Below are 21,133 nucleotides of genomic sequence, written 5' to 3'. Positions count from 1 at the left end.
TCCTCCTCGTCCGGGCGTGCACCCGCCGTCGCATCATGCGCCGCGCGCATCCACGGCTGCCGGGCAGCCGCGAAGGGGACCCTTGGCGCATGGCGCAGCAGCGGGGAGGGGTCGTCGGGACGGGGCGGCGGGCCGCGATCGCGCTGGTGCTGCTCGCGCTCGGGACCGGCGCGGCCGACGCCTTCGCCTTCAGCTCGCTCGGCGGCATCTTCGTCGCGAACATGAACGGCAACCTCGTCTTCACGACGCTGCTGTCCCGCCAGGGCTACGGGCCGGCCGCGGTCGGCGCGCTGCTCGCGCTCGCCACCTGGGCGGTCGCGACCCTTGCGGGTTTCCGCGTGACGCGCGACGGGCGGGACGGGCGGGTCTTCGCCGCCGCGATCGTGATCCAGCTGGTCGTGGTGGCCGGCTGGGCGGTGCAGCGACCGCCGGTGCCCGTGGGCGTCCGTCTCGCGGACGTGGCGCTCGCCACGGCGGTGACGGCGCTGCAGACCGTGCTGACCGCGCGCCTGCTCGGCCGCACCCGCGTGCAGACGACCTACCTGACGGGCACCCTCACCGACCTGATGCGCGGGCTGGCGGACGGCGATCGCACGGACCGCCTCCTGCGCCTGCTCGTGGTGCTCGCGCTGCCGGTCGGGGTGCTCCTGGCCGTCGGAGCGAGCCGGATCCTCCCCGCCCTCGAGCCGCTCGTCCCGGCGCTCACCCTCGTCGGCGCGCTGATCGCGGTGTCGGGTCTCGGGCCGCCGGCCCGCAGCGCCGCGGAGTGACCGCTCATCCAGGCGCGCGACCTAGCGTGGTCCCGATCCGGCGGGCGCCGGGCGGGAGGGCGTGACGGTGGAGTACCGGTACCTGGGCAAGAGCGGCTTCAAGATCTCGGAGATCACCTACGGCAACTGGGTGACCGCGGGCAGCCAGATCGAGAACGAGCGGGCGATCGCGAGCGTCCACGCCGCGCTCGACGTCGGCATCACGACGTTCGACACGGCGGACGTGTACGCGAACACGAAGGCGGAGACCGTGCTGGGCGAGGCGCTGAAGGGCCAGCGCCGGCAGTCGCTCGAGATCTTCACGAAGGTGTTCGGGCCGACCGGCCCCAAGGGGCACAACGACGTCGGTCTGTCCCGGAAGCACATCATGGAGTCGATCGACGGCTCGCTCGAGCGGCTCGGCACCGACTACGTCGACCTGTACCAGGCGCACCGCTTCGACCACTTCACGCCGCTCGAGGAGACGATGCAGGCGTTCGCGGACCTGGTCCGCACGGGCAAGGTCCTCTACGTCGGCGTCTCGGAGTGGACCGCGCAGCAGCTGCGCGACGGCGCCGCGCTCGCGAAGGAGCTGGGGTTCCAGCTGATCTCGAACCAGCCGCAGTACTCGATGCTCTGGCGGGTCATCGAGGGCGAGGTCGTCCCGGCGTCGGAGGAGCTCGGCATCTCGCAGGTCGTCTGGTCGCCGATCGCCCAGGGCGTGCTGACCGGCAAGTACCGCCCGGGCGAGCAGCCGCCGGAGGGCAGCCGCGCGACCGACGAGAACGGCGGGAAGAACTTCATCCAGCGGTGGATGCAGGACGACGTGCTGGAGCGCGTGCAGGAGCTGAAGCCGATCGCGGACGAGCTGGACCTGTCGCTCGCGCAGCTGGCGGTCGCGTGGACGCTGCAGAACGACAACGTGGCGACCGCGATCATCGGCGCATCCCGCCCGGAGCAGGTGACCGAGAACGCGAAGGCGTCCGGCGTCTCGATCCCGGCGGAACTGATGGAGCGCATCGACGGCGTGCTCGGCGACGCGGTGATCAGCGACCCGGCCCGCACGGAGGACTCGAGCCCGAAGCAGCGCGAGGCCTGAGCCTCCACCGCCGAGCCCTCGGGCGGACCCGTGACGCGGGTCGTCCGAGGGCTCGGCGGAACCCGCCGAGCACGCACCGCCGTGTCCGCGACGCACATGGTGCATGCGGCGGCGGGTGGGGTGCGCGCTCACACCCGCCCGACGCATGCTGGTCCCGTCCACCGACGCCGCTGGAGGTCCGCCCGATGGAGCCGCCCGTCCCCGTGCCCGCGGATCACGCCTGGGCCCAGCAGCTCGACCTCGTCGAGGCCGTCGCGAGGCGGCTGCCCGAGGTGCCGCGGCTGGCCATCCTCGACGCGGTCGAGTCCGAGTGGCACCGGCTCGGCGCCGACCTCCAGCCCGCGCTCGCACCGCTCGTGGCGCCCGCCGCCGTCTGGCGGCTGCTGCACCTCGGGCGGGACCCGCTCGCCGCCTGACCGGCGCCGCCGGTCAGGACGAGGCGCGGAAGGCCCGCACCCCCGTCGTCGTGCCGAGGAGCAGGAGGTCGTCGGCGCTGCTCGGACTCGCGAAGTGCGGCAGGGCACCCGGCCGCACCGTCTGCAGGGTGCGGCCGGTCGTCGCGTCGTAGCCGGTGAGGGTCCCGGCGCCGTAGTCGGCGGCCCAGAGCGTGCCGCCCACGAGGATCGGTGCGCTGTTCGCACCGTCCAGCTTCGGGCCGAGCCGGCGCCCGGCCACGTCGACCTCCTGGATCCCGCCGTCGCGGCAGGGGATGAAGACCCGCCCCGTCACCGCGTCGACCGCCGGGCCGCCGTCCGGGTCGCTGCCGCAGACGCCGTGGATCGCCGCGACCTCGTGCAGGTCGCTCGCCCGCAGCAGGTAGGCGGTGTCGGTCTTGCCGACCGTCAGCACGAGCGAGCCGGGCACGAGCACCGGGTTTCCGGTCGACAGGTCCTCGTCGCCGCCGGCCGTCCGGTCCTTGAACGAGGCGATCGGCTCCAGGTCGGGGGAGAGCAGCACCGCGCTCTCGGTGTACCGCTTCGGGTCCGGGCCGCCCTGCGGCGGGTCGGGGTTCGCGTTGCCGGTGCTCACGAGCAGGTCGCCCGCGGCCGTGACCGCGGGCGCGCCGCCGGACATCCAGATCGCGCCGCCCTCGCCGTCGCTCGCGACCTCGAACGACTCGAGGCTCGAGGACCCGTCGGTCCGCGCCCCGACGACCCAGCCGTGGTAGCTGCCGCAGTCGCCCGAGTTGCCGCCGTAGGGGACGTAGACCCGCCCGTTCGCGAGCGCGAGCCCCGCGCGCTGCAGCAGCTGCGCCGGGTGCTCGCCTGCGGGCAGCGGCGGGTCGACCCGCGTGTCGAGCACGCGGTGCCCGGTCCGCAGGTCGAAGCCGGCGAGCCGGTGCTGCACGCCGCCGCCCGACAGCACCTCGCCGACGACGTAGACGCGATGCGCGGCCGGGTCGATCACGGGCGTGCTCGTGATGCCGAGCGGGTCGACGTTCCCGCAGCCCGCGACCCGCTGCACGTCGGTGACCGGCCGCCCGACGGACGCGCTCCAGCGCACGGCGCCGGTGCGCTCGTCGAGCGCCACGACCCGGTCGGCCTCCGTGCCCACGACGACGAGCCCGTCCGCGACCACCGGCTGGCCGTAGACCGCCGCGCCGAGGTCCCGCTGCCAGGCCGCGGCGACGTGGCGGACGCTGCCTCCGACGGCTCCGCTGCGGGCGTCGTCGGCGTGGTAGCCGGGCCAGGTCGACGAGGCGGTCGCGTCGTAAGACGCGCCGGGGGAGGGCGACGCGGACCTCGGTGCGGCGGGAGCGCCCGCGCTGCAGCCGGTGAGGGCGAGCAGGGCCGCCGCCGCGGTCGTGATGAGAAGGGGCCGAGAGACGCGCACCGGGGCACGGTAGGCGCCGCACCGGCACCAGGGGTGCGCGTCCGCCGTGGTCCGTGCGAGGACTCGAGCGGTTCGCGCCGCACTTGCAGGCGGCGCTCAGGACGCGGGACAGTGGACCCAGCAGCGGGAGGAGCGCGCGTGAGCGGACCGGTGGTGGTCGCCGAGGACCTCGTGAAGGTCTTCGGGCGCGACGTGCGCGCGCTCGACGGCGTCTCGCTCTCGGTCGAGCCCGGCACGGTGCTCGGGCTGCTCGGCCCGAACGGCGCGGGCAAGACGACGACCGTCAACGTGCTGACGACCCTGCTGCGCCCCGACAGCGGCCGCGCGGTCGTCGCGGGCGTCGACGTGGTCCGGGACCCCGCCGCCGCTCGCCGCGCGATCGGGCTCGCCGGGCAGTACGCGGCGGTCGACGAGATGCTGACCGGCTTCGAGAACCTCGTGCTCGTCGGGCGGCTGAACCACCTCCCGACGGCCGACGCCCGCGCCCGCGCCCGCGAGCTGCTCGACCGCTTCGGGCTCGCCGACGCGGCGAAGCGGCCGGCGAAGACCTACTCCGGCGGGATGCGGCGCCGCCTCGACCTCGCCGCGGCGCTGGTCGCCCGGCCTCCCGTGCTCTTCCTCGACGAGCCGACGACGGGGCTCGACCCCCGCAGCCGCGTCGACCTGTGGGGCGTCATCGAGGGGCTCGTGCGCGAAGGGACGACGGTGCTGCTCACGACCCAGTACCTCGAGGAGGCGGACCGGCTCGCCGACCGCATCTCGGTGGTCGACCACGGGCGCGTCATCGCGGAGGGCACGGCGGCCGAGCTGAAGGACCGGCTCGGTGCCACGCTCGTCGAGGTCCGCGCGGCCGACGCGGCCCAGGCGGCCGAGCTCGTGCGCGTGCTCGACGGGGCGGGGGACGGCGCGGCGACCGCGGAGGGCGACCTCGTCCGCGTGCCGGCCGGCGCCGGCACCGCGGTGCTCGCGGACGTCGTCCGACGGCTCGACGCGGCCGGGATCACGGCCCGCGGCCTGCAGCTGCGCGAGCCGAGCCTCGACGACGTGTTCCTCTCCCTGACGGGGCACGCCGCGGAGGAGACGCAGCCCGAGGAGGCCGCCCGATGACCGTGCAGCAGGCGACCGGCTCCGGCGACGGGTTCGGCTGGGCGGTCCGCGACGCGCTCGCCATCGCGGGCCGGAACATCAAGCGTCTGGTCCGCCAGCCCGAGCAGATCGTCTTCAACGTGGTGTCGCCGATCATGTTCACGCTGCTGTTCCGCTTCGTCTTCGGCGGCGCGATCGGCGGGCTGCAGGGCGTCAACTACGTGAACTACCTGATCCCGGGCATCGCCGTGCAGACGGTGCTGTTCAGCGCGGGCACGACCGGGTTCGCGCTCGCGAACGACCTGCAGAAGGGCTTCGTCGACCGGCTCCGGTCGCTCCCGATGGCCCGCAGCGCCGTGTTCACCGGACGGGTGCTCGCGGACACGCTGAACAACGCGATCGGGCTCGTCATCCTGCTGATCACCGGCTTCATCGTCGGCTTCCGGCCCGCGTCGTTCGGCGGCCTGCTGCTCAGCGTCGTGCTGCTGCTGCTCTTCGCGCTCGCCGTCAGCCTCGGCTACGCGCTGATCGGGCTGTCGGTCCGCAGCCCGGAGGCGGTCAACGCCGCCACGTTCCCGATCGTGTTCCCGCTGACCTTCGCGTCGTCCGCCTTCGTGCCCGTGATGACGATGCCGGAGTGGCTGCAGGGCTTCGCGACCTACCAGCCGGTCAGCACCGTGATCAACGCCGCCCGTTCGTTGATCTTCGGCGACACGGTCACGGCGGCGCAGCGCGAGCAGCTGCTCGCGAGCGGCAGCACCGGCGGCCTCGTCGCGGCGTCGGCGGCGTGGACCATCGGGATCGCGCTGCTGTTCGGGATCCTCTGCACCCGCCGCTACCGCCGACTCAGCCGGTAGCCGCCGGCTGGGCGCGTGCTGAGAACGTTTGCAGTCGCGACCCGGCAGGCTGGGCGCGATGTCTGACACGACCGCCTCCACGCCGCTCCGCGTCGGCGTCGTCGGCCTCGGCTTCGCCGGGACGACCGCCCTCGACGCCTTCTCGTCCCTGCCCGGCGTCGAGGTCGTCGCCCTCGCCGGCCAGGAGGACGAGCGCCTGACGCATCTCGCCGAGACCCGCGGGGTCGAGGGCCGGTACCACGACTGGGAGGACCTCGTCGCCCGGGACGACCTCGACGTCGTCTCCGTCGGCGTGCCGAACCACCTGCACGCGCCCATCGCGATCGCGGCGCTGTCGAGCGGCAAGCACGTGTTCTGCGAGAAGCCGCTCGCGCCGACCGGCGACCTCGCCCAGTCGATGGTCGACGCGGCGCGGAAGGCGGACCGGGTGCTCGAGGTCGCCTTCAACCACCGGCGCCGCGCGGACGTGCAGTTCATCCGCCGCTACCTCGACGAGCACGACATCGGCCGGATCTACCACGCCCGCACGAGCTGGCGACGACGCCAGGGCATCCCGGGGCTCGGCTCCTGGTTCACCAACCAGGCGATGGCGGGCGGCGGCCCGATGATCGACCTCGGCCCGCACATGCTCGACATCGCGCTCTTCCTCATGGACGAGCCGAAGGTGACGCGGGTCTCCGCCGTGACGTACGGCGAGCTCGGGCGCGCGGGCCGCGGCGGTCGTGCGGCTGGCGCGACGGGCGGCACCCGCACCTTCGAGGTGGAGGACTTCGCGAGCGCGCTGCTGCGCCTCGACACCGGCGGCTCCATCCACCTCGAGACGTCGTGGGCCAGCCACTCCGCGGACGAGGAGGACATCGCCGTCGAGCTGCTCGGCGCGGCCGGCGGCGTACGGCTGTTCGTCCGCGACTACGCGACCGACGACACGATCCGCATCTACTCGGACATCGACGGCGTCCCCGCCACGACGGTGCCGACGGTGCACGTGCCCTCCGGCCACCACCTGAAGGTGATCGAGGAGTTCCTCGCCACCATCCGGTCCGGTGCGTGGGCCGACAGCTACGGCGACTCCGCGCTGCACCGCAGCCGGGTGCTCGACGCCGTCTACGCGTCCGCGCAGCAGCAGCAGGAGGTCGAGGTCGCATGAGGATCACCGTCTGGAACGAGAACGTCCACGAGACCCGCGGCGACGACGTCGTCCGCGAGCTGTACCCGGAGGGCATCCACGGGCAGATCGCGAAGGGGCTCGCCCCGCACTTCGCGGACGACGGCGACGTGATCCGCACCGCCGTCCTGCAGGACGACGAGCACGGGCTCACCGAGCAGGTCCTCGACGAGACCGACGTGCTGCTCTGGTGGGGGCACATCGCCCACGACCAGGTGTCGGACGAGGTCGTCGAGCGCGTGCACCGCCGGGTGCTCGCCGGGATGGGGCTGCTGGTGATGCACAGCGGCCACTACTCGAAGATCTTCACGCGCATCACCGGCTCGACCGCGTCGCTGCTCTGGCGCAGCGAGGGTGAGCGCGAGCTGGTCTGGACGATCGAGCGGACGCACCCGATCGCGGCGGGGATCCCGAACCCGATCGTGATCCCGCGGCAGGAGATGTACGGGGAGCCGTTCGACATCCCCGTGCCCGACGAGCTCGTCTTCGTGTCGTCCTTCACGGGCGGCGAGGTGTTCCGCTCCGGCGTCACCTACACGCGCGGGCTCGGGCGGATCTTCTACTTCTCGCCCGGCGACCAGGAGTACCCGGTGTACCACCAGGCCGAGATCCTGCAGGTGCTCGCGAACGGCATCCGCTGGGCGGCGCCCCGCCTGCCGCGCGAGGACCTGACCGCGGAGCACAGGCCGACCGGCTGGTTCGCCCCCTGAGGTCCCGGGTCGGTACTCGCGGCGTTCCGCCGACAGGGAAGATGACCGACTCGGCGCTTCGCGTGTTCAGGACCAGGGGCCGCCATCGTCGTACACCCGCGTCGCCTCCGTGACCTGCGGGTCGATTCCGGCTGAGGCGGCGACCCGGGTCAGAGTCGGCTCTACCGTCAATAGGGCTGCGCGCTCCTCGAACTCCAGCAGCGCGTCCGCGACGACCGTCATAAGGGGCGAGTGCGCGACGAGGCGGCCGCTGCCGATGAATAGTGACAAAGTCGGCGTCGAACAAGATCGACTTCAGTGACTTGCTCTGCTCGAGGCGCGCTCAACGGGTCAGAGCAGGGCGCGAAATGCCTTTTCGTAGGCCGTCGCCCGCTTCGCGGGAAGTTTGCCGCTCACGCGCAGCAAGAACCGGCCCTCGACTACGTCACGTTCCTTCCCGAGGATAGGAAGGCGGTGGAGGACGCTCTGAATGTATCGCTTCCGCTGCTTCGCCTTCGCGGCGCTGGCGAACTTCTCAACGGTCGCGCCGCAGTCGACGCCCGGTTCGCCTTTGCAGCGCAGACGTCGATCGACCAGGACCGCGGCGGACAGGTAACCGTGCTTCTTCCCAAGCAGGTGATTTGCGTCGTTGCGCTTCGTGAGCTTGATGACCTTTCGCACCTTCTTCACCTTCTTCGCGAGGGCCTTGCCCGCGGTAGCGGCGGAGGATGAGACCCGCACAGGGGGTTTCGTCGATCTCGTCGGGGGTGTGCTGGAGGCAGGCGGACGGGGTGCGGATGCGGCAGGTGGGGCGGACGGTCGCGCCGCTGCACTCGTGCTGCCCCACACCTCGGAGTTCTCCTCAGCTGTGGCGGTGAGGGAGTGCAGTTGAGACGTTGCCTCGACCCAGGTCGCCACACCCTTGTCGTTCGTCAGGACGCGCGCTTGCCCGATGGTGACCGCGGCGGCCTTCCAGGGCTGCCAGCCGTACCCGCCGTACTGCTGCGCAGTCGCGGTCCAGGTGGTTCGTGTGCCGTCGTTCACAGCAGAGAGCGAGAGTTTCGACCCGTACTTAGCGGTCGCGGGCGCGGAGTCGGGATAGGAGAGGCCGTACACGAACTGGTACCAGTTGAAGTCGCTGTCCAGGCTGCAGCGGTCGTTGGAGTAAATGCTGCAGTAGGTGGTGGCAAGACCGGCGCGACCGACGATCAGGCCCGGCTTCATGAGCAGGGTGCTCATAGTGAACTGCTGGTTGGGCGAGACCTTCTCTGAATCCTGCAGATCGTCGCCGTTGTAAAGCGTGACGTACACCTTGTCGAAGTAGTCCGTCAGTGTTGCACTCGACACCTTCACGTGCACCGGACTGCCGTCGATCACTATCGACGAGGGGAGCGTGACCGTTACCTCCCCGCTACGTGTCTCGGCCTGTGCCGCAGTCGAGGAGGCCAGGAGACTTCCGCCCGCGACAGTCAGTCCAGTAAGGAGAGCGAAGGCACGACGACGTCTGGGCGGGCGCACAGCCGGACGCTATACAGATCCGAGGAAAATCCTGCGTTCGGCGCGCCAGATGTGCCCCGGACCAGGGGCGCGCCCTTCGCCGGCGTGCTGCGCGACGAGTCGTTGGACAACTGAGGAAACCTTCGCGCTCCCGAGGGCATTGCGCGGGCGATCCTGGAGGACCTGACAGCGACCCTGGCGGAGTTCGAGGGCGTTGCAGCGGCATTGGAGGCGCGAGCCGGCTCGTCGGCATCGCGGTTGGAGGGCTGAGCGGTACACCGGAGGGGCTCCCGGCTCTGTCTGCCGCTGCGGCCTCCGGCCAGACGGCGCTCCCGGCGGCGAGCGGCGCGGGCTCCCTAGGCTGGTGCGCACCGGATCGAAGGAGAACCCGTGGCGGACCGCACCCCCATCGAGCGCGTCGAGGACCTGCTCGCGCAGCTGACCCTCGAGGAGAAGGCGGGTCAGCTGACCCAGTACTTCTACTTCAACCGCAGCGACCAGGAGTCGCCCGCGTCGAACGCCGCGGCCGACCAGCCGGCGGAGGTCGAGGCGGCGCTCGGTGCGAGCGGCGTCGGGTCCCTGCTGTTCCAGACCGACCCGGGCGAGATCAACCGGCTGCAGCGCCTCGCGGTGGAGGGGAACCGCCTCGGCATCCCGGCGCTGTTCGGCTTCGACGTGATCCACGGCCTCCGCACCGTGCTGCCCGTCCCGATCGCCATGGCGGCGACCTGGGACCCGGCCGCGATCGAGGCCGGGCAGGCGGTGGCGGCGCGGGAGGCGCGCGCGGTCGGCATCCACTGGGCCTTCGCGCCGAACGTCGACATCGCCCGCGACCCGCGCTGGGGCCGGATCGTCGAGGGCGCGGGGGAGGACCCCTATCTCGGCGCCGCCGTGGCCGCCGCCCAGGTGCGCGGCTTCCAGGGCGAGGCGATCGGCCAGCAGGACCGGATCATCGCCGGCCCCAAGCACTTCGCCGGCTACGGCGCCAGCCTCGGCGGCCGCGACTACGACGAGGTCGACCTGTCCGACCAGCAGCTCTGGAACGTCTACCTGGAGCCGTTCCGCGCGGCCGTCGAGGCGGGCGCCGGCAACATCATGACCGCGTACATGCCGCTGAACGGCGTGCCCGCGACGGGCAACCGCTGGCTGCTCGAGCACGTGCTGCGCGGTGCCTGGGGCTTCGACGGCTTCACGGTCAGCGACGCGAACGCGGTGCTGAGCCTCGCGACCCACCACTTCGCGGCGGACGAGGAGGACGCGGCGGCGCGGGCACTTGCGGCCGGACTCGACATGGAGATGGCGATCACGGGGCCCGCCTACGCGCGCCTCGCCGACGCCGTGCGGGCGGGCCGGGTGTCGGAGGCGGCGCTCGACGACGCCGTGCGCCGCGTGCTCACCGCGAAGGCCGCGATGGGCCTGCTCGACGGCGAGCCCTACGTGGACGAGGAGCGCGCGCAGCAGGTGCTCACGGACCCGCAGCACCGGGAGACGGCCCGCGACGCGGCCCGGCGATCCGCCGTGCTCCTGAAGAACGACGACGCGCTGCTGCCGCTCGCCCCGGACCGCTCGATCGCGGTCATCGGCGCGCTCGCCGACTCGAAGCGCGACACCCTCGGGCCCTGGATCTTCGCCTACGACCTCGACGAGACGGTCACGGTGCTCGACGGCCTGCGGAAGGCGGCCTCGGACGTCTCGTTCGCGCCGGGCTACGGCACGGTGCCGCGCGCCTTCCCCTCCATCTTCGACATGTTCCCGAACAACGTGCCCGCGGACCCGGAGGGCTGGGACGCGGACGCCGAGTTCCAGCGCGCCGTCGACGCGGCGGCGGCGGCCGACGTCGCGGTGATGGTCGTGGGGGAGTGGCAGAACCAGGTCGGCGAGAACGCCTCCCGCTCCACGCTCGAGCTGCCGGGACGCCAGCTGGAGCTGCTGCAGGCGGTCGCGGCGACCGGCACGCCCGTGGTGCTGCTCGTGACGAGCGGCCGGCCGCTCGACCTGCGCTGGGCGGTCGAGCACGTGCCCGCCATCGTGCAGATCTGGTACCCGGGCACGCGCGGCGGCGAGGCCGTCGCGGACCTGCTGCTCGGCGCCGCCGCGCCCACCGGCCGCCTGCCGTTCTCGTGGCCGCGGCACGTCGGGCAGGTGCCGATGATCTACTCGCACACCCGCTCGTTCGAGCCGCAGAACCAGGGGAAGCGGTACTGGGACGAGGAGAGCACCCCGCTGCTCCCGTTCGGTCACGGGCTCACGTACACGTCCTTCGCCTACTCGGACGTCGCGGTCTCCTCCGCGAGCGTCGGCAGGGAGGACGTCGTCACCGTCACGGCGACGATCACCAACACCGGTGACCGCGACGGGGTCGAGGTGGCCCAGCTGTACCTGCACCAGCGCCACGGCGCCGCGGCGCGACCGCTCAAGCTGCTGAAGGGGTTCCAGCGGCTCGAGGTCCCGGCGGGCGGCAGCGCCCCGGTGCGCTTCGAGATCGGCCCGGACGAGCGCCGCTACTGGAGCGCCGCGGAGCAGGGCTGGGTGCTCGAGGCATCCGGCTTCGACGTCTGGGTCGGCGCCGACGCGACGGCGGAGGCCCACGCAGAGTTCGCGGTCGAGTAGCCGATCGCCGTGCGAGCGCGCCTCGGGGTCCGCTCGCACGGCGGTCGCGCGCGCGGGATGCGGATCGCGCTTTGGGGACTGTTTGCGCAGTCACAAGCATTGCTCTTGCGCAATCAGTCCTTCGCTCTCAGCGCGGGCTGGGAGGTCGGGATCGGGGCCAGTCGGGATCGGTCTCGGAGCCGAAGGGGTCGGTACGCGCCCCGTGACCGAGGGGCGCCGACCCATGGAGATGAGACCCATGAAGCACAAGAAGGCCTTGCTGGCGGCACCCGCGCTGGCACTCGGCATCGTCGCCCTCGGCGCGTCCCCCGCCTTCGCCGCCGGTGGTGGCGACTCCTACCAAGCGCACCTCGACGCGCTGAACGGCAGCGGGGCGTCCGGCTCCGTCACCGTGAGCCTGAACGGCGACCAGGCGACCGTGCACCTGACCGCGAGCGGCCTCGCGAAGTCGTTCAACGGCGGCGCCTTCCCGCACGTCGCGCACATCCACATCGGCGGTCAGCACACCTGCCCGCCGGCCTCGGCCGACCAGAACGGCGACGGCGTCGTCTCCACGCCTGAGGCGGCCGAGTACTACGGCAAGATCGGCACGACGCTGACCTCCAGCGGCGGCACCGGCGCGGACCAGGCCCTGAACGTGAAGGTGCCCGCCATCTCGGGCGGCAGCGGCACGTACGAGCGCACGTTCACGATCAACTCGACCACCAAGCAGGCGCTCGAGGACAACACCGGCGTCGTCGTGGTGCACGGGCTGAACCCGGCCACGCTGAGCAAGCAGGCGCAGGGGGAGAAGAGCCCGCTCGACAAGTCCCTGCCGCTCGCGGCGACGGCGCCCGCCCTGTGCGGCGCGCTCGTGTCGTCGCAGATGGCGATGCCGGCCGGCGGCGCCGAGACCGGCGGCGGCCCCGCGCCGCTGCAGACCGGCGCGCTCGCGCTCGGCGGCGGCCTGATCGCCGCGGCCGGCGTGACCCTGGTGGCCCGTCGCCGGGTCGCGCGCGGCTGAGCCGATGCGAGAACAGCACCGTCGCACCGGTCGCATCCTGACGGGTGCGGCGGTGCTGCTCGGGCTCGGAGGGGCCGCCGTCATCGGCGTCGGCCTCTTCGGGCCGGAGCCCGCCCCTCCCGGTGGCGCCGCGCTCGCCGCGCCGGTCGCCGCCGCCGCAGCGCCGACACCGACGCCGACGCCGACGCCGACGCCCTCCATCTCGACCGCGGCCCCCACGCCCACGCCGACCCCCACCCCGACACCGCTGCACCTGCCGCGGTCGGTCCCGACCCGGCTCAAGGTGCCGAGCGTCGGCATCGACACCGACGTGAGCTCGCTCGGCCTGAACCCCGACGGCACGATCCAGGTGCCCGGCTACGACAAGCACGACCCCGCCGGGTGGTACCGCGGCTCGCCGACGCCCGGGCAGATCGGCCCGGCCGTCTTCGTCGGCCACGTCGCGACCTTCCGTGCCGGACCGACCGTCTTCTACCGGCTGGCCCAGATCCGGCCGGGCGCGAAGATCCAGGTCGAGCGGAAGGACGGCATCACGGCGGACTTCGTCGTCGACCGCGTCAAGAACGAGCCCAAGGCGCACTTCCCGCAGCTCGAGGTCTACGGCAACACGCCGGACTCGGAGCTGCGCCTCATCACCTGCGGCGGCGACTGGGACCCGACCACCCACGAGTACGCCGCGAACACGGTCGTCTTCGCCCACCTCGTGGGCTCCACCGGCTGACGCGCGGTCAGCGGGCGGGAGCGGTCGACCGCCGTCGGTCGAGGGACGGAGCGCGGCGGAGCCTCGAGATCACCCCGGCCCGTGGGCGTGGGTGGTCTCGAGGCTCGCTGCGCTCGCACCTCGACCGGCGGGAAGGCGCTCGCACCTCGACCGGCGGGAAGGCGCTCGCACCTCGACCGGCGGGAAGGCGGTGGAACGACGTCCGCGTCAGCGGGCGCGGGTCGCGGCTGCGCGGTACTGCTCGAGGATCTGCGGACGGTGGTCCGGCGCGGGCGACGCGACGTCCGGCACCGGCCACTCGGGTCGGCGACCGCTCAGCGCCCAGGCCGCCTGCGCGGCGGCGCCCGCCGCGACGTACTCCTGCGGCGCGGGGACGACGACCGGCTCCGCGAACACCTGCGCCGCGACCGCCTGCACCGCCGGGTTCAGCGCCGCGCCGCCGATCAGCAGCAGCCGCTCGGCCACCACGCCCTGCGCCTGCACGGCCGCGAGGCCGTCGGCCAGCGAGCAGAGCAGCCCCTCGACGGCGGCGCGCGCGAGGTTCTCCCGCGTCGTCGAGGCGAGGGTCATGCCGATCAGCGAGGCGGTCGCGTCGGGCAGGTTCGGCGTGCGCTCGCCCGCGAAGTACGGCACGAGCACCAGGCCGTCCGCACCCGGCTCGGCGTCGAGCGCCAGCGCGCCCAGGCCGTCGTGGTCCACGCCGAGCAGCGCCGCGATCCGGTCGAGGATCCGCGCCGCGTTCAGCGTCGCGATCAGCGGCAGGTACTCGCCGGACGCGCTCGCGAAACCCGCGACCGTGCCGGAGGCGTCGTGCGTCGGCGTCTCGCTGACCGCGAAGACCGTGCCGGACGTGCCGATCGACACGACCACGTCACCCGCGGACGCGCCGAGGCCGAGCGCGGCACCGGCGTTGTCGCCCGCGCCCGCACCGACGACCAGTCCCTCGGGCACGCCCGGGAGCCCGGCGACCGTGCGGCCCGCGCGGTCGCCCGGGCCGAGCACCCGCGGCAGCACCACGTCGTGACCGAGCGCCAGCTCGATCATCCCGCGGTCGTACCGGTCGCGCACCGCGTCGTAGTAGCCGGTGCCGCTCGCGTCCGAGCGGTCGGTGGTCAGCGCCTCGAGCACGGGGCCCGAGGGGGAGTCCGCCTCCGGCCCGTATCCGAGCAGGCGCCAGGTCAGCCAGTCGTGCGGGAGGGCCACCGCGGCGACCCGCTGCGCGTTGTCCGGCTCGGCGTCGCGCAGCCAGCGCAGCTTCGTGGAGGTGAAGGAGGCGACCGGCACGCTGCCGGTGCCCTGGGCGAGCGCCTCGGCACCGGCCTCCTCGATCAGGTCGAGGGCGGCCTGCGCGCTGCGGGTGTCGTTCCAGAGCAGGGCGTCGCGGATCACGCGGCCCTCGGCGTCCAGCGCGACCATCCCGTGCTGCTGCCCGGCGATCGACACCGCCTCGACGTCGTCGAGCCCGCCGGCGTCGGCGATCGCCGACAGCAGCGCGTCCCACCACGCGGCGGGATCGACCTCGGTCCCGTCCGGGTGGGCGGCGCGCCCGGAGCGCACCGCCGCACCCGTCTCGAGATCGCGGACGACCACCTTGCAGCTCTGCGTCGACGAGTCGACGCCGGCGACCAGGGTCATCGGTCCGATGCTCCGGTCGTGGAGGTCAGGACCGGGCGCCGAGCAGGTGCTCGACCGCCAGCTGCTGCAGGCGCACGAACCCGAAGCCGTGGCCGTTCAGGTACGCGTCGGCGTCGAAGTCCTCGTACGCGCTCGTGTCCTTCAGCAGGTCGTCGTAGGACTCGCCCTCGTTCAGGGTGGTCTTCGCGATCTCGAGCACCTTGGCGGCCTCGAGCGCCTCCTTGACCTCCGGGTCGGCCCGGAAGGACTGCGCGCGCTCCTTGAGCAGCAGGTACATGCGCATGTTCGCGGCGGCGGAGTCCCACACGCCGGTCTCGTCCTCGGTGCGGCTCGGCTTGTAGTCGAAGTGGCGCGGGCCGTCGTAGCCCGGGCCGCCGGCGAGGCCGCCGTGCTCGAGCAGGTCGACCAGCGAGAAGGCCGTGTGCAGGTCGCCGTGACCGAACACCAGGTCCTGGTCGTACTTGATCGAGCGCTGCCCGTTCAGGTCGATGTGGAACAGCTTGCCGTGGTACATCGCCTGCTCGATGCCGGCGGTGAAGTTGAGGCCCGCCATCGTCTCGTGGCCGACCTCGGGGTTCAGGCCGACGAGCTCGGGACGCTCGAGGGAGTCGATGAAGGCGAGGGCGTGGCCGACGGTCGGCAGCAGGATGTCGCCGCGGGGCTCGTTCGGCTTCGGCTCGATGGCGAAGCGGATGTCGTAGCCCTTGTCGGTGACGTAGTCGCCGAGCAGGTTGACGGCCTCGCGGTAGCGCTCGAGCGCCTGGCGGACGTCCTTCGAGGTGTCGTACTCGGCGCCCTCGCGGCCGCCCCACATGACGAAGGTGCTCGCGCCGAGCTCGGCGGCGAGGTCGATGTTGCGCAGCACCTTCCGCAGCGCGAAGCGGCGCACGGCGCGGTCGTTGGAGGTGAAGCCGCCGTCCTTGAAGACCGGCGCGCTGAACAGGTTGGTCGTGACCATCGGCACGATCAGGCCGGTGTCCGCCAGCGCCTGCTTGAGGCGGTCGATCTGGTTCTGCCGCTCGGCGTCCGTCGAGCCGAAGGCGAAGAGGTCGTCGTCGTGGAAGGTCAGGCCGTAGGCGCCGAGCTCGGAGAGCTTCTCCACGACGTGCACGACGTCGAGGGGCTCGCGGGTCGGGCCGCCGAACGGGTCGGTGCCGTTGTAGCCGACCGTCCAGAGGCCGAAGGAGAACTTGTCGTCACGGGTGGGCTGCTCGGCCATGGGTTCCGTCTCTTCATCGAAAGGAGAATGTTGCGAGAGACAACATAAGCCCTACAGTGGGACCCGGCAAGGCCGCCGGCGGGAGGAGCACCGTGTTCACCGATCTGCCCGAGGAGCAGCTGCGGGGCTACCGCAGCACGGTCCCGGAGCCCGAGGGGTTCGACGCCTTCTGGCGCGGCTCCATCGCCGTGGCCCGCGAGCGCGCCGTCGCCCCGCGGCTCACCGAGGTCGACACGGGGCTCACCGCGATCCGCACCTGGGACGTCGAGTTCTCCGGCTGGAACGGGCAGCCGATCCGGGCCTGGCTGCGGGCGCCCGCGCACGCGGAGGGGCCGCTGCCCGCGGTCGTGCACTACGTCGGGTACGGCGGGGGCCGCGGCTCGGCGCTCGACGAGCTGGCCTACTCGGCGGCCGGCTACGCGCACCTGCTCATGGACACGCGCGGCCAGGGCTCCGGCTGGAGCGAGGGCGCGACGCCGGACGACTTCGGCACCGGCCCGCAGGCGCCCGGCGTGATGACCCGAGGGATCGGCTCGATCGAGACCTACTACTACGGCCGCTTCTTCACGGACGCGGTGATGGCGGTCGACGCCGCCCGGTCCCTCGACCTCGTCGACGGCGAGCGGATCGCGGTGCACGGCGGCAGCCAGGGCGGCGCTGCAGCGCTCGCCGCGGGGGCGCTCGCCGACGACGTCCGCGCGGTCGTCGCCCGGGTGCCGTTCCTCTGCGACATCCCGCGCGCCATCACGATCACCGACGCGAAGCCGTTCCACGAGATCGTGGAGTACCTCGCGGTGCACCGGGGCGAGATCGCGTCCGTCCTGCACGTGCTGTCCCACATCGACGGCGTGCACTTCGCCTCGCGGATCACGGCGCCGCTGCTCGTCACCGCGGCGCTGATGGACGCGGTCGTCCCGCCGTCGGGCCCGTTCGCGGCGTTCAACGCGAGCCCGTCGAGCGCGAAGGACCTCCTGCTGCACCCGTACAACGGCCACGAGGGCGGTGGGCCGGAGGACACCGCCGCGGCGCTGGCCTTCCTCGCCCGCCACCTCGGCAGCGAAGGGACCCGAGCATGAGCGACGCGAGGACGGAGCACCGGCGCGGACGTGTCCGGCTGACGGTGCAGGACGCGGCCGGCCGGCCGCTGCCCGGCGCGGAGGTCGAGGTGGCGCAGGTGCGGCACGCCTTCGGCTTCGGCAACATCGGGTTCGACTTCCTGCCGCTCGTCGGCGGGCCCGCGCCGGAGGGCGCGGACGAGGTCGAGGCGTTCGGCACGGCCGAGGGCATCCCGCTGCCGGTGCTCGAGGAGGCCTACCTCGGGCTGTTCGGGCAGACGACGCTCCCGTTCTACTGGGGCCGCTACGAGCCGCGCCGCGGTGCGCCGGACGCCGAGCGCCTGCGGCGCACCGCGCAGTGGTTCGCCGACCGCGGGGTGACGGTGAAGGGCCACCCGCTGATGTGGCACACCGTCACGCCGGCCTGGCAGGCCGAGCTGCCCCTCGACGAGGTCGAGTCGCTGCAGCGCGCCCGCTCCCGCGGGCTGACCGCGGACTTCGCGGGCCTGATCGACGTGTGGGACGCGATCAACGAAGCGGTGATCATGCCGGTGTTCGACAACGGCGCGAACCGGATCACTGACCTCGCGGCGCAGAACGGCCGGCTGGCGACGGTCCGGCTCGCCTTCGAGGAGGCGCGCGCCGGCAACCCGTCGGCGACGCTGCTCATCAACGACTTCGACCTGTCGCCGGCGTACGAGCGGCTGATCGAGGAGGTGCTCGAGGCGGGGATCCGGGTCGACGCCATCGGCCTCCAGACCCACATGCACAAGGGCTATCGGGGGGAGGAGGCGGTCACCGGGATCCTCGACCGCTTCGCGCGCTTCGGGCTGCCGCTGCACATGACCGAGACGACGCTCGTCTCGGGCCACCTCATGCCGTCGCACATCGAGGACCTGAACGACTACCGCATCCCCGAGTGGCCGACGACGGAGGAGGGGGAGGCGCGGCAGGCCGAGGAGCTCGTGCGCCACTACCGGTCGCTCGTCGAGCACCCGTCGGTGCAGGTCGTGAACTACTGGGGCCTCACCGATGCGGGGTCGTGGCTCGGCGCGCCGTGCGGCCTGCTGCGCGCCGACGGCTCGAAGAAGCCGGGGTACGAGGCGCTGCGCGGGCTGATCCGCGGCGAGTGGTGGCTCGCGCCGACGACGATGCGCGCGGACGGGGACGGCGTGGTCGAGGTCGAGGGCTTCGCGGGCGACTACCGCGTCGCGCAGGGCGGCGACGAGGCGGGCTTCGCGGTGCCGACGGGGGAGTCCACGGCGGCGGTGCGCCTGGGCGCCTGATCGCCGCGGCCGTCCGCTCGGTACGCTCGGCCGCATGGCGGGCGGCGGTGGCGGCGACGAGGTGCGATCCGGCGCGGTGCGGGCGACGCTCGCCGAGGTGGCCGAGGCCGCCGAGGTGTCGATCTCCACGGTCTCGAAGGTGCTGAACGGGCGCCCCGGCGTCTCGGACGAGCGGCGCGCGCACATCGAGCGCCTGCTGCAGGAGCAGGGCTACAACCGGCGCACGGCCACGCAGGCGACCATGTCGCTGATCGACGTCCTCGTCTTCGAGATCGACAGCACCTGGGCCGTGGAGCTGATCGCCGGCGTCGAGCGGATCGCGCGGGAGCACGGCCTCGGCGTCGTCGTCTCCGGCACGCTCGACCGCACGCAGGCGGACCCGCGGTGGCTCGACGCGGTGCTGGGGCGCCGCCCGGTCGGCGTGCTGCTGATCGGCGTGCAGCTGCCGGAGGCGCCCCGCGGGGTCCTGCAGTCGCGGCAGATCCCCGTCGTCACGATCGACCAGGGCGGGCACGCCAGGCCGACGGAGCACTCGGTCGGCTCGGCCGACTGGACCGGCGCCCTGCACGCCACCCGGCACCTGCTCGGCCTCGGCCACCGCCGCATCGGCATCATCACCGGGCCCGACGACATGATCGCCTCGGTCGCGCGCCTGTCCGGGTTCCGGGCCGCCCTCGAGGGCGCGGGCGTCGAGCTGCCCGCCGACTACCTGCGCCGCGGCGAGTTCCACCACCGCGACGGCCTGGAGCAGGGCACCGCGCTGCTGCAGCTGCCCGAGCCGCCCACGGCGATCTTCGCGTCGAACGACCTGCAGGCGCTCGGCGTCTACGAGGCCGCGCGCTCCCTCGGCATCCGCATCCCCGAGGACCTCTCCGTCGTCGGCTACGACGATCTGAAGGCCGCCTCGTGGGTCGCGCCGGCGCTCACCACCATCCGCGTGCCGCTGGCCGAGATGGCCGAGCAGGCGACGCGGCTGCTCGTCCGCCTGCGCGACGAGCCGGGCTTCGCCGTCTCGCACATCGACCTCGCGACGTCGCTCGTCGTCCGCGGCTCGACGGCCCCGCCCCGCGACTGACCGCGCCTGGGCACGCCGCAGCAGCACGGGCGGCGTTGCGCAACGCCGCCCGTGTCGCTGAGCGCTGCCCAGGCAGCGGGGAGCGCGATCAGGCGCCCGCGCGGAGCCCCTCGACGGCGAGGTCGTGGTCGCCGCCGGTCTCGAGGCCCGAGATCGCGAGCACGCCGACCTGGGCGCCGTGCACCCGGATCGGGACCGCGCCCTCGCCGACTGCGTACTCGCGCCGGTCGAGCGCGAACCGCTCGTAGAAGCCCGGGTCGTCGTCGACGCCGTAGTGCTCCGCGACCGCCTGCGACGACCGGTCGAACCGGCGGACGACCCGCGCCTTCCGGTCCGCCCACACGTCGTTGTCGGCGGTGGCGCCAGGCAGCGCGACGTGGAACACCCGCTGCGCGCCGAGGGTGATGCTGATCACGACCGGTAGCCGCTCCGCCCGGCACCGCTCCACGAGCGCGGCGCCGATGCGCCACGCCTCGTCGATGCCGAACCGGTCGAAGTCCGGGATCTCCTCGTCGCTCATCGCGCGCCCAGCGCCTTCCGGGCGTCCTCGAGCACGCCGATCACGCCGACGGTGCGGGCGTGGTCGTGCACGGGCGACTCGAGCAGGCCGTCGGCTACGTACCGCGCGAACGCGTCCGCCTGGTAGTGCATCGCGTCGTACGGCTCGTCGAGCGCGTCGTCGGTCCAGGTCGTCGCGTCGTCGTCCGGCCCCCACATGCCCTTCGTGGACAGCGTGAGCGCGCTCGGCCGGATGTACGCCGGCTCGAGCGTGATCCGGCCCGCCGTGCCGCTCACCACCGCCCGGGTCGGCAGGGCCGACCGCAGCGAGGTGGTCGCCGCGGCGAGCGCGCCGCCGTCGTAGGCGAGGGTGAGCTGCGCGTGGTCGTCGACCCCGGTCTCGGCGAGCGTGCCCGCCGTCTGCACCGAGTCGGGCAGCCCCAGCACCGAGGTGATGAAGGACACCGGGTACACCCCGGCGTCGAGCAGCGCGCCGCCGCCGAGCGCCGGGTCGAACAGCCGGCTCCTCGGGTCGAAGCCGATGACGAAGCCGAAGTCGGCCGAGACGTGCGTCACCTCCCCGACGGCCCCGTCGTCGAGCAGCTGCGCGAGCACGTCCGCCTGCGGCAGGTAGCGCGTCCACATCGCCTCCATGACGAGCAGCCCGAGCTCGCGGCCGAGCGACGTCATCGCCTCCGCCTCGGCGCGGTCCATGGCGATCGGCTTCTCCACGAGCACGTGCTTGCCGGCGCGCAGGGCGAGCTCGGCCAGCTCGCGGTGCGTGGGGTGCGGCGTCGCGACGTAGACCGCGTCGACCTCGTCGAGCCCGACCAGCTCCTCCGCCGACCCGACGGCGGTGCCGACGCCGTGGCGCTCGGCGAAGGCCTGCGCGCGCTCGAGCGAGCGGGAGCCGACGGCGACGATCCGCTGCGAGCCGTGCCGGCCGAGCGCGGCCGCGAAGCGCTCCGAGATCCCGCCGGGGCCGATCACGCCCCAGCGCAGCGTCGGCGCGGGCTCGAGGGGGCGGGGTCTCGGGATGGCGGTCGTCGGCATCGT

19 protein-coding genes are annotated in these 21,133 nt (G+C 73.2%); 13 read left to right on the top strand and 6 right to left on the bottom strand.

Going from position 1 to position 21,133, the window contains the following annotated elements:
• Nucleotides 1-89 precede the first annotated feature (89 nt).
• The 3 genes from ACFSBI_RS08780 (at nucleotide 90) to ACFSBI_RS08770 (ending at nucleotide 2,264) form a co-directional block, all read left to right on the top strand.
• Nucleotides 90-770, top strand: coding sequence for a YoaK family protein (locus tag ACFSBI_RS08780; RefSeq protein WP_377934064.1), 681 nt, complete (start codon nucleotides 90-92; stop codon nucleotides 768-770).
• 67 nt (nucleotides 771-837) lie between these two features.
• Nucleotides 838-1,848, top strand: a complete 1,011-nt coding sequence (locus tag ACFSBI_RS08775) for an aldo/keto reductase family protein (RefSeq protein WP_377934062.1) — start codon at nucleotides 838-840, stop codon at nucleotides 1,846-1,848.
• Nucleotides 1,849-2,033: 185 nt separating this feature from the next.
• Nucleotides 2,034-2,264: a hypothetical protein gene (locus tag ACFSBI_RS08770; RefSeq protein WP_377934061.1), complete on the top strand. Its 231-nt coding sequence runs from the start codon at nucleotides 2,034-2,036 to the stop codon at nucleotides 2,262-2,264.
• Between the two features lie 13 nt (nucleotides 2,265-2,277).
• Here ACFSBI_RS08770 and ACFSBI_RS08765 read toward each other — a convergent pair whose 3' ends face one another.
• Complete coding sequence (locus ACFSBI_RS08765) at nucleotides 2,278-3,681, bottom strand: outer membrane protein assembly factor BamB family protein (protein ID WP_377934059.1); 1,404 nt, start codon at nucleotides 3,679-3,681, stop codon at nucleotides 2,278-2,280.
• Between the two features lie 138 nt (nucleotides 3,682-3,819).
• Here ACFSBI_RS08765 and ACFSBI_RS08760 point away from each other — a divergent pair, with 138 nt between their 5' ends.
• From ACFSBI_RS08760 to ACFSBI_RS08745, 4 genes are read left to right on the top strand one after another with little or no spacing between them, the layout of a single operon-like run.
• Complete coding sequence (locus tag ACFSBI_RS08760) at nucleotides 3,820-4,788, top strand: ATP-binding cassette domain-containing protein (RefSeq protein ID WP_377934057.1); 969 nt, start codon at nucleotides 3,820-3,822, stop codon at nucleotides 4,786-4,788.
• A complete protein-coding gene (locus ACFSBI_RS08755) occupies nucleotides 4,785-5,624 on the top strand; it encodes an ABC transporter permease (protein ID WP_377934055.1) in 840 nt (279 codons plus the stop codon). Before ACFSBI_RS08760 ends, ACFSBI_RS08755 begins: the two co-directional genes overlap by 4 nt.
• Nucleotides 5,625-5,682: 58 nt before the next feature.
• Complete coding sequence (locus tag ACFSBI_RS08750; protein WP_377934053.1) at nucleotides 5,683-6,771, top strand: Gfo/Idh/MocA family protein; 1,089 nt, start codon at nucleotides 5,683-5,685, stop codon at nucleotides 6,769-6,771.
• Entirely contained in the window at nucleotides 6,768-7,499 is a 732-nt protein-coding gene (locus ACFSBI_RS08745; protein ID WP_377934051.1) for a ThuA domain-containing protein, read from the top strand. Before ACFSBI_RS08750 ends, ACFSBI_RS08745 begins: the two co-directional genes overlap by 4 nt.
• Nucleotides 7,500-7,829: 330 nt before the next feature.
• Here the strand turns inward: ACFSBI_RS08745 and ACFSBI_RS08740 are convergent, their stop codons facing one another.
• Nucleotides 7,830-8,855 carry a hypothetical protein gene (locus ACFSBI_RS08740; RefSeq protein ID WP_377934049.1) on the bottom strand — a complete coding sequence of 342 codons (1,026 nt, stop codon included), beginning with the start codon at nucleotides 8,853-8,855 and terminating at the stop codon, nucleotides 7,830-7,832.
• 510 nt (nucleotides 8,856-9,365) lie between these two features.
• On the opposite strand from ACFSBI_RS08740, the gene ACFSBI_RS08735 reads away from it, so the two are divergent.
• The 3 genes from ACFSBI_RS08735 to ACFSBI_RS08725 all read left to right on the top strand — a co-directional run bounded on the left by ACFSBI_RS08735 (nucleotide 9,366) and on the right by ACFSBI_RS08725 (nucleotide 13,309).
• A complete protein-coding gene (locus tag ACFSBI_RS08735) occupies nucleotides 9,366-11,585 on the top strand; it encodes a glycoside hydrolase family 3 N-terminal domain-containing protein (protein ID WP_377934047.1) in 2,220 nt (739 codons plus the stop codon).
• Between the two features lie 238 nt (nucleotides 11,586-11,823).
• Nucleotides 11,824-12,588, top strand: coding sequence for a hypothetical protein (locus tag ACFSBI_RS08730; RefSeq protein ID WP_377934046.1), 765 nt, complete (start codon nucleotides 11,824-11,826; stop codon nucleotides 12,586-12,588).
• Between the two features lie 4 nt (nucleotides 12,589-12,592).
• Nucleotides 12,593-13,309, top strand: coding sequence for a class F sortase (locus ACFSBI_RS08725; RefSeq protein WP_377934044.1), 717 nt, complete (start codon nucleotides 12,593-12,595; stop codon nucleotides 13,307-13,309).
• 207 nt (nucleotides 13,310-13,516) lie between these two features.
• Here the strand turns inward: ACFSBI_RS08725 and xylB are convergent, their stop codons facing one another.
• Complete coding sequence (gene xylB / locus ACFSBI_RS08720; RefSeq protein WP_377934042.1) at nucleotides 13,517-14,944, bottom strand: xylulokinase; 1,428 nt, start codon at nucleotides 14,942-14,944, stop codon at nucleotides 13,517-13,519.
• A gap of 25 nt (nucleotides 14,945-14,969) precedes the next feature.
• Nucleotides 14,970-16,163, bottom strand: coding sequence for a xylose isomerase (gene xylA / locus ACFSBI_RS08715; protein ID WP_377934040.1), 1,194 nt, complete (start codon nucleotides 16,161-16,163; stop codon nucleotides 14,970-14,972).
• A gap of 92 nt (nucleotides 16,164-16,255) precedes the next feature.
• On the opposite strand from xylA, the gene ACFSBI_RS08710 reads away from it, so the two are divergent.
• From ACFSBI_RS08710 to ACFSBI_RS08700, 3 genes are read left to right on the top strand one after another with little or no spacing between them, the layout of a single operon-like run.
• Nucleotides 16,256-17,239, top strand: coding sequence for an acetylxylan esterase (locus ACFSBI_RS08710; RefSeq protein WP_377934038.1), 984 nt, complete (start codon nucleotides 16,256-16,258; stop codon nucleotides 17,237-17,239).
• Nucleotides 17,236-18,504 (top strand): endo-1,4-beta-xylanase, encoded by a 1,269-nt coding sequence (locus ACFSBI_RS08705; RefSeq protein WP_377934036.1) that lies wholly within the window; start codon nucleotides 17,236-17,238, stop codon nucleotides 18,502-18,504. The genes ACFSBI_RS08710 and ACFSBI_RS08705 overlap by 4 nt, the downstream gene beginning before the upstream one ends.
• A gap of 34 nt (nucleotides 18,505-18,538) precedes the next feature.
• Nucleotides 18,539-19,579, top strand: coding sequence for a LacI family DNA-binding transcriptional regulator (locus tag ACFSBI_RS08700; RefSeq protein WP_377934034.1), 1,041 nt, complete (start codon nucleotides 18,539-18,541; stop codon nucleotides 19,577-19,579).
• A gap of 88 nt (nucleotides 19,580-19,667) precedes the next feature.
• Here the strand turns inward: ACFSBI_RS08700 and ACFSBI_RS08695 are convergent, their stop codons facing one another.
• Together ACFSBI_RS08695 and ACFSBI_RS08690 are read right to left on the bottom strand one after the other, a co-directional pair.
• Nucleotides 19,668-20,099 carry a heme-binding protein gene (locus ACFSBI_RS08695; protein WP_377934032.1) on the bottom strand — a complete coding sequence of 144 codons (432 nt, stop codon included), beginning with the start codon at nucleotides 20,097-20,099 and terminating at the stop codon, nucleotides 19,668-19,670.
• Entirely contained in the window at nucleotides 20,096-21,130 is a 1,035-nt protein-coding gene (locus ACFSBI_RS08690; RefSeq protein WP_377934030.1) for a Gfo/Idh/MocA family protein, read from the bottom strand. Before ACFSBI_RS08690 ends, ACFSBI_RS08695 begins: the two co-directional genes overlap by 4 nt.
• Between the last annotated feature and the right edge of the window lie 3 nt (nucleotides 21,131-21,133).

The organism is Amnibacterium endophyticum (assembly GCF_042680685.1).
GTDB classification, from domain to species: domain Bacteria; phylum Actinomycetota; class Actinomycetes; order Actinomycetales; family Microbacteriaceae; genus Amnibacterium; species Amnibacterium endophyticum.
The sequence above is the reverse complement of the archived record's forward strand: the minus strand, read 5'-3'. Positions and strand labels throughout refer to the sequence as shown.